General features: G+C 65.6%; 5 protein-coding genes. 3 read left to right on the top strand and 2 right to left on the bottom strand.

All coding sequences use genetic code 11. The annotated features are described in order from the left end of the window. The first annotated feature begins 69 nt into the window (after positions 1–69). Positions 70–1,806 (top strand): galactose oxidase early set domain-containing protein, encoded by a 1,737-nt coding sequence (locus AB1I47_RS29260; protein ID WP_354687184.1) that lies wholly within the window; start codon positions 70–72, stop codon positions 1,804–1,806. A gap of 215 nt (positions 1,807–2,021) precedes the next feature. Here the strand turns inward: AB1I47_RS29260 and AB1I47_RS29255 are convergent, their stop codons facing one another. Both AB1I47_RS29255 and AB1I47_RS29250 read right to left on the bottom strand, forming a co-directional pair. Beyond that, complete coding sequence (locus AB1I47_RS29255) at positions 2,022–3,548, bottom strand: amidase (RefSeq protein WP_354687183.1); 1,527 nt, start codon at positions 3,546–3,548, stop codon at positions 2,022–2,024. Positions 3,549–3,606: 58 nt separating this feature from the next. Further along, on the bottom strand, positions 3,607–4,602 hold the full coding sequence (locus AB1I47_RS29250) for a Bug family tripartite tricarboxylate transporter substrate binding protein (protein ID WP_354687182.1): 996 nt from the start codon (positions 4,600–4,602) through the stop codon (positions 3,607–3,609). Between the two features lie 168 nt (positions 4,603–4,770). Here AB1I47_RS29250 and AB1I47_RS29245 point away from each other — a divergent pair, with 168 nt between their 5' ends. Further along, entirely contained in the window at positions 4,771–5,691 is a 921-nt protein-coding gene (locus AB1I47_RS29245; protein WP_354687181.1) for a LysR family transcriptional regulator, read from the top strand. A 72-nt stretch (positions 5,692–5,763) separates the two neighbouring features. Continuing rightward, positions 5,764–7,011: an NAD(P)/FAD-dependent oxidoreductase gene (locus AB1I47_RS29240; RefSeq protein WP_354687180.1), complete on the top strand. Its 1,248-nt coding sequence runs from the start codon at positions 5,764–5,766 to the stop codon at positions 7,009–7,011. Positions 7,012–7,173: the final 162 nt, after the last annotated feature.

The following is a 7,173-nucleotide window of genomic DNA, read 5'->3' as shown; positions in this document are numbered from 1 at the left end:
AGACCATCTGGCAAGGACTGCAGCGAGTGATGGATTTCGCCGCCGGCCTCAGGTACGCACGAGAACTGGGTGACTGACTTGTGTGTAATCAAATGGGTACAGGGTGGCTTCTCACTTGGCCAGCTCGATGAAAGCGGCTGGTCGCGCTACAGTCCCGACCTCGAACGCGAAAACGCCCAGGTGCTCGATGTGTGCGGACTTCAGTCGCTGATCGATACCGGCACCTTTACCAAGACGTCGATCGCCGATGTGACCAGCGCCGAGATCAGCTTCACCGACCGCTTCTTCACGGATGCCGGTTTTTCCAAGGGGCTGGGATATAACCTGTTCTGCAATGGCCACGTTTCCGGCGTGGACGGCCGGATCTATGTGTTCGGACTGCACGACAAGGGCGGCAACAATGGCGGCAGGAAGGTCAACCTGTTCGACCCGAAATCCGAGCAGTGGGTAAGCCGTCCGATACCCTGCGTCAGGTCCGGCTTTGAATCGGACCCCACCGGCGTGTTGACGCATTGCAACCCGCTGGATGAAAACAACACCGATCCCCCGACTGCCTCCGACCTGAAGTATCAACGCTGGTATCCGACCGCGGTGACGCTGCCAGACGGGAAGATCCTGGTCCTGTCCGGCTCCGACCAGGACACCAGCGTCGGGCCGGCCAATGCAAGTTCCACCAAGGTGCGGCAGGCAGTCCCGGAAATCTACGACCCGAAGACCGATACCACGGTCGCGCTGGAGAACGCGCGCAAGCTGCTGCCGATGTATCCCCGCGCCTTTGTCGTCCAGACAGGACCGGGCGAGAAGGACTGGAAGGTCGCGGTCGTATCGGAAGTCGTACCGCCGCTGCCCGGGCAACCGGGCGGACTGAGCATCCGGGGCTACGATCCGTTCTTCTACAGCGGAAGGACCTATCTGCTCGATGTCCAGGGGGCGCTCGCCGACCCGTTGATTGCCACGCAAGCGCAGAACCATTGGACCTTTGTCGATACGGCCCAGAATGCCCACGACAGTGGCGCCGGCGTGATGATGGTGACCATCAAGGCGGACGGCACATGGTCGCAGGAGGTGTTCATGTTCGGCGGCTCCGATGGTGGCAACACGCCTGCGTCAGCGGTAGCGGAAACCATCAACTTCTCCAGTCCATCGCCAAAATGGAAGCCCCTCGCCAACCTGATCCAGCCGGTCACGCAGAACAATGTGGTCGCTCTGCCTGACGGGAAGCTGCTGGTCGTTGGTGGTGCCGACGGAGACGTGAACAGCCTTCGCTACCAGATGTTCAATCCGGCAGACGGCAGCAGGACCGACCTGATCACTTCCCCGGTACCCCGGCACGACCATTCCACCGCGCTGCTGATGCCCAATGGCGGCGTATGGGTGATGGGCGGCAACCGGGTCAACCTGATTCCGGGATCGCCACAGACCCAGGCACAACGGGATGCCGCCGTTCCGGTCCTCGAACACTACAAGCCACCCTATTTCTTCAAAGGAGCAAAGCCGGTTATCGATAAATCCCCCAACAGCATCCGCTACGGCAAGACCTTCTACCTTGACGTCTCCGGTGCCGAAATCGAATCGATTGCGCTGATTCGTACCGGCCCGATCACCCACAACTGGACGTGGGGCAACCAATACGTGAAGCTCCCGTTCGGGAAGGCTGCCAACGGCAAGCTGGAAGTGACTGCTCCCCCGTTGCCCGGGCTTGCGATCGCCGGAGACTACGTGCTTTACGCTGTCGCCAAGAGTGGCGCGGTCAGCGAAGGGCGACATGTGGTGCTGAGGTTCAAGAACGACCCGGAGGCCGATTGATGATGCGACACCGCGGTAATCGTCCGGTCTGACCTGCCGGAGATTGCTATCACAGCCGAACCCGATCCGATGAGGACGGGTTCGGCTTTTTGCTTAAGGGCGGCCCGGTCACGGTCATCGGCGCAAAGGGCGTCCGACAGCACGCTGGCCGGACGGGCGACTCAAGTGGCTTCGCGATAAAGACGGCCGGCACCATCGCAGGCGCCGCCGCCTTTTTATACCGCCGAGACCCCGCTCCCACGACCCGCTTCGGCGCCGACGGCCGGCGGCGCGGTGACGATGGAGCGTAGCGCGGGCTCGGGCGGCGTGAGGCTCGCCAGGTCCGGCACCGGGCGGCGCAAGGCGGGCGAAGCGGAGAAGGCACCCTCCATCGCCAGCGCCGCGCCCAGCGTTTCCAGGTCGCCACGGAAGCGGCCGGTCACCTGCAGCCCGAACGGCATGCCAACCTCGTCGGTCCCGCATGGCAGCGCAATGGCCGGATGCGTGGTCAGCGTCACGACATACGTCAACGCCAGCCAGCGGTAATAGGTTTCCTGCTTCTCGCCGTTGATCCTGTCCGCGTACAGGCTGGTCCACGGGAACGGCGACACCGGCGTGGTCGGCGACAGGATCAGGTCATAGTCCTCGCAGGCGCGCTGGAAGCGCTGCAGGATGCGGTTCTGCTCGGCCTGCGCCCAGGCGCTGTCGGCCAGCGACATCCTTGCGCCCATCTCGTAATTAGCCTTGGTGTTGGCCCCCAGGCTGGCTGGGTCGCGCTGGTAGGCGTCGTGCATGCCGGCGACGAAACTCTCCGCGCGCAGCACATCGAAGCAGCGGTGCACATCGCCAAGCTCGAAGCTGACTTCGTCGCATTGCCTGAACAGATGCCGCATCGCGGCGATCTTGCCGCGGAACACGCGGCGGATGCCTGCGTCGACGGCGCAGCAGCCGAAGTCCTCGGTCCAGCCGACCCGCAATGACGACAGCTCAGCGCGCGCCGGCGACAGGAAGGCGTCGGCGTTCAATGCGTAGCTGAGCGGATCGGTCACCGACACCCCTGCCGAGGCCGCGAGCTGCAGGCAGGTGTCGGCGACGGTGCGGCCCATCGGGCCAACCACCGAAATCGGCGTCCAGCCCAGCAGCTTGCGCGAGTTGGGCACCACCCCCGGCGAGGGCCGGAAGCCCACCACGCCACACTTGGCCGCGGGAATACGCAGCGAGCCGCCGGTGTCCGAACCGGTGCAGACCGGCAGGAAATTCGCCGCCAGCGCGGCCGCCGAGCCGCCGGACGAGCCGCCCGCGTTGAGGTTCGGGTTGAACGGGTTGCCGGTCGCGCCCCAGACCGCATTGCGGGAGTTGGCGCCGGCGCCCATCTCCGGGATATTGGTCTTGCCGACGACGATGGCGCCAGCCGCGCGCAGCCGCGACACCAGCACGTTGTCCTGCGTCGGTACATGGTGGCGGTACAGCGGCGAGCCGTAGGTGGTAAGCAGCCCTTCGGTCGCCTCCAGGTCCTTGACGCCGAGCGGCAGCCCATGCAACAGCCCGAGCGGTTCGCCGCGCAGCACCGCCTGCTCGGCGCGCTTCGCCTCGGTGCGTGCCCGCTCAAAGCAGGTTGCCGTGATTGCGTTGATGATCGGGTTGTAGGTCTCGATCCGGGCGATGCACGCGTCGAGCAGCTCGACTGGGGAGATTTCCCTGGCGCCGATCAGCCGGCGAAGTTCGACCGCGGATGCCGCGGTCAGGTGGTCTGGCGTGTTCATGAAGCAGTGGTCCCATGGGCCGCGCCGGGATTGCAGCAGCGCGGGCGGTGTCTGGAGCTCAGTCGAGCTTGATATTGGCGCGCTGCGCGATGGCGCGCATCTGCGGCATTTCCTTTTCGATCATCGTGCTGACTTGCTTGCCCGGCGCGTAGAACGGCTCGATGCCGTTGTCGGTCAGCTGCTTGCGTGTCGCCGGATCGGCAACGGATTCGGCCAGCGCCTTTTCCAGCTTCGCCTTTACTTCGGGCGGCACGCCTTGCGGCGCGACCAGCGCGATCCAGGTGCTGGCGTCCATGCCCGGATAGCCGCTTTCCGCCACGGTCGGCACATTAGGCAACAGCGACGAGCGCCTGGCCGTGGTCACCGCGATAGCCTTGATCTTCCCGGCCTTGAGCTGCGGGATGGCCGCGGCGACGGTGTCCACGCTGAACGGGATCTGGCCGCCGATCAGGTCGGTCATGGCAGGCGCGCTGCCCTTGTACGGCACATGCAGCAGATTTGTGCCGGTCAAGTTCAGCAACTGCTCCGCGGCGAAGTGCGACGTGGTGCCGGCGCCGAACGACCCGTACGAGTACTTGCCCGGCTCCGCCTTGGTGGCGGCGACGAACTCCTTGAGGTTGTTCACGGGCACGTCGCGGTTTGCCAGCAGGATCAGGCCGGTCGAACCGATCATGCCGATCGGCTCGAAGTTCTTCTGCGGGTCATAGGGCAGTTTCGCGTAGACAGCCGGGTTGACCGTAAAGGTAGTGCCCGACGTCGCCATCAGCGTGTAGCCATCCGGTGCGGACTTGGCCACGTAGCTGGCGGCGACGATGGTGCCGGCGCCGGGGCGGTTTTCGATCACGACCGACTTGCCGAGCCGTTCGCTCAGTTTCTTGCCGATCACCCGGCCGACCACATCGGTGGCGCCGCCCGGCGGAAATGGCAGGATCAACTGGATCGGCTTGGAGGGATAGCCGCCTTGCGCGGCCGCTTGAACTGGCGCGAGGGCCCCACCGGTGGCAAGGCTGCAGGCCATGAGTGGGAAGAGGGCGCGGGGGACACGGAATCGCATGGTGAGGCTCCGGCAGGTGGAGAAGCGACGCGTGGCAGCACGGCGCCGTAACACCATCGTACGACCTCAGAGGAGTGAGATCGTAGCAATGTTTCGAAGGATTGATTGCCGAATCGGCAATCAATAGAATCGGCATGTTGTCCCGCTTCCCGTATTGCCGAGGTCCCCATGTCCTACCGCATCCTGCAGGAAACCGCTGTCCGCTACTTCCTCGAGGTGGTGCGCACCGGCTCGGTCAAGGACGCCGCGCTGAAGCTCAACGTCGCGCCGTCGGCGGTCAGCCGCCAGATCGCCAAGCTGGAAAGCGAACTCGATACGCTGTTGTTTGACCGGCGCGCCCGGGGCCTGGTACCGAACGCGGCGGGAGAGCTGCTGGCCGCACATGCCAAGCGCGCGCAGCAGGATATCGAGCGCGTGACCGGGGATATCCAGGCGCTGCGGGGGCTGCGCGTCGGCCAGGTGCGCCTGGCCAGCGTGGAGGGCCTCGCGCACGATTTCATTCCGACGCTGGCGGCGAGCTTCCGCGAAAAGTATGTCGGCATCCGCTTCGATCTCGACGTCTGCCCGCAAGGCGATATCGCCCGGCGCATCCGCGACGGCGAGGCCGACGTGGGCATCACGCTGAGCGGGCTGCCCGAGCTGGATATCGAGGTGGAACTGCGCCACCCGGCGCCGGTGCTCGCGGTCATGGCACCGGACCATCCGCTGGCGGGGCAGCGGCAGATCTCGCTGTCGCAGGTGATTGGCTATCCGCTCGCGTTGCCGCCCAAGGACAGTTCGCTGCGGCAGTTGCTCGATACCAGCTGCAGCCGCCAGGGACTGAGCTACCAGACTGTCTTTTCCAGCAACCACCTGGGCTCGCTGGTCGGCTTTGCGGCCGCCGGCGGTGGGGTCATCACCTTCTACGGCGAGCTGTCGGTGCGGCGCCGGCTGGAGGAGGGCACGATCGCGGCGGTGCCGTTGCGCGATCGTGAAATGAACGAGCGCTATGTCGAGATCCAGACGCTGGCCCGACGCAACCTGCCGCCCGCGGGGCGGGCCTTCGTCCAGCACCTGGCCGAGGCCATCACGCGCATCGGCGCCGCATGATTGCCGGATCGGCAACTGTGGATTGCATTAATGGCCGCCGGTGGCTATCCGGTTTAAGGGCAGAATACACGCATGAAAAAGGACATCCTGGTACTCGGCGCCGGCATGGTCGGCGTCTGCACGGCACTCGCGCTGCGCCAGCGCGGGCACGCGGTCGTGCTGGTCGACCGGCAGGCGCCCGGCAGGGAAACGTCGTATGGCAATGCGGGGATCATCCAGCGCGAAGCGGTACAGCCGTATGCCTTTCCGCGCGAATGGATGGCGGTGCTGCGCGTGATCACCCGGCAGGGCAACGATGTCCATTACCACCCGGAAGCGCTCGCTAGCCTGCTGCCAACGCTGGCGCGCTACTGGCGCGAATCGGCGCCCGGGCGGTACGCGGACACGGTAACGGCCTATAGCGCACTGATCCGCCACTGCCTCACCGAGCATGAGCGGCTGATCACGCTGGCCGGCGCACAGGACCTCGTCAGCAAGTCGGGGTGGCTGCAGGCTTATCGCCGCCAACTGCCATTCGAGCAAGCGGCGCGCGCCGCCACCGCGGTCGCGCAGGAACACGGGCTCGATTGCAGGATTCTCGATAATGCTGGGATTGCCGCTGCCGAGCCCGCGCTGCTGCACGGCACGCTTGCCGGCGCCATCCACTGGCGCGATCCCTGGACCATCGCCGATCCCGGCGAGCTGGTGAACCGCTACGTCAGGCTTTACGAACGCGAGGGCGGCATCATCCGCCGCGGCGACGCCACCACGCTGAAGCAGCAAGGCAGCGGCTGGACCGTGACCACCGACGATGGCCCGCTCACCGCGTCAGATGCCGTGGTTGCGCTGGGGCCGTGGGCGCCGGCGTTGACCAAGCCGCTCGGCTACCGCTTTCCGCTGTTCGTGAAGCGCGGATATCACCTCCACTATGCGGCCGAACCGATGCCGAAGCTGCCGCTGCTCGACGCCGAGAACGGCCTGATGCTGGCACCGATGACGCGCGGCTTGCGCCTGACCACCGGTGCCGAGTTCGCTCACCACGAGGCGCCGCAGACGCCGGTGCAGCTGCAGCGTGCCGAGCGGTATGCCAGCGAGCTGGTGCGGCTCGGCGCGCCTGTGGAGACGACGCCGTGGCTGGGGGCGCGGCCCTGTGTGGCTGACATGCGGCCCATTGTCGGGCGGGCGCCGCGGCATCCTGGGCTGTGGTTCAACTTCGGGCATGCGCATCAGGGTTTTACGCTCGGGCCGGTTACGGCGCGGCTGATTGCTGAACTGATGGATGGTGAAACGGCTTATATTGATCCGCGGCCGTATGATCCGGGTCGGTTTGCTCGCCTCTAGCGGGGAGCAAATCAGCGCGCATCGCTCGCTCACGCATCTTCACAAAGCCACGAAGCCTCGCATTGTGAGAAGTAATGCTCACGCCCCCCGCCGTCGCTGCATGATTTCGCCACGCGCCCATCAAGCCCCATGTATATGCTGGATACTCGGCAGGCAGGATCC

The organism is Cupriavidus necator (assembly GCF_040578825.1).
In the GTDB taxonomy this organism is placed as follows: domain Bacteria; phylum Pseudomonadota; class Gammaproteobacteria; order Burkholderiales; family Burkholderiaceae; genus Cupriavidus; species Cupriavidus necator_E.
Note: the sequence above shows the minus strand (reverse complement) of the source record. Positions and strands in the feature narration are given on the sequence as shown.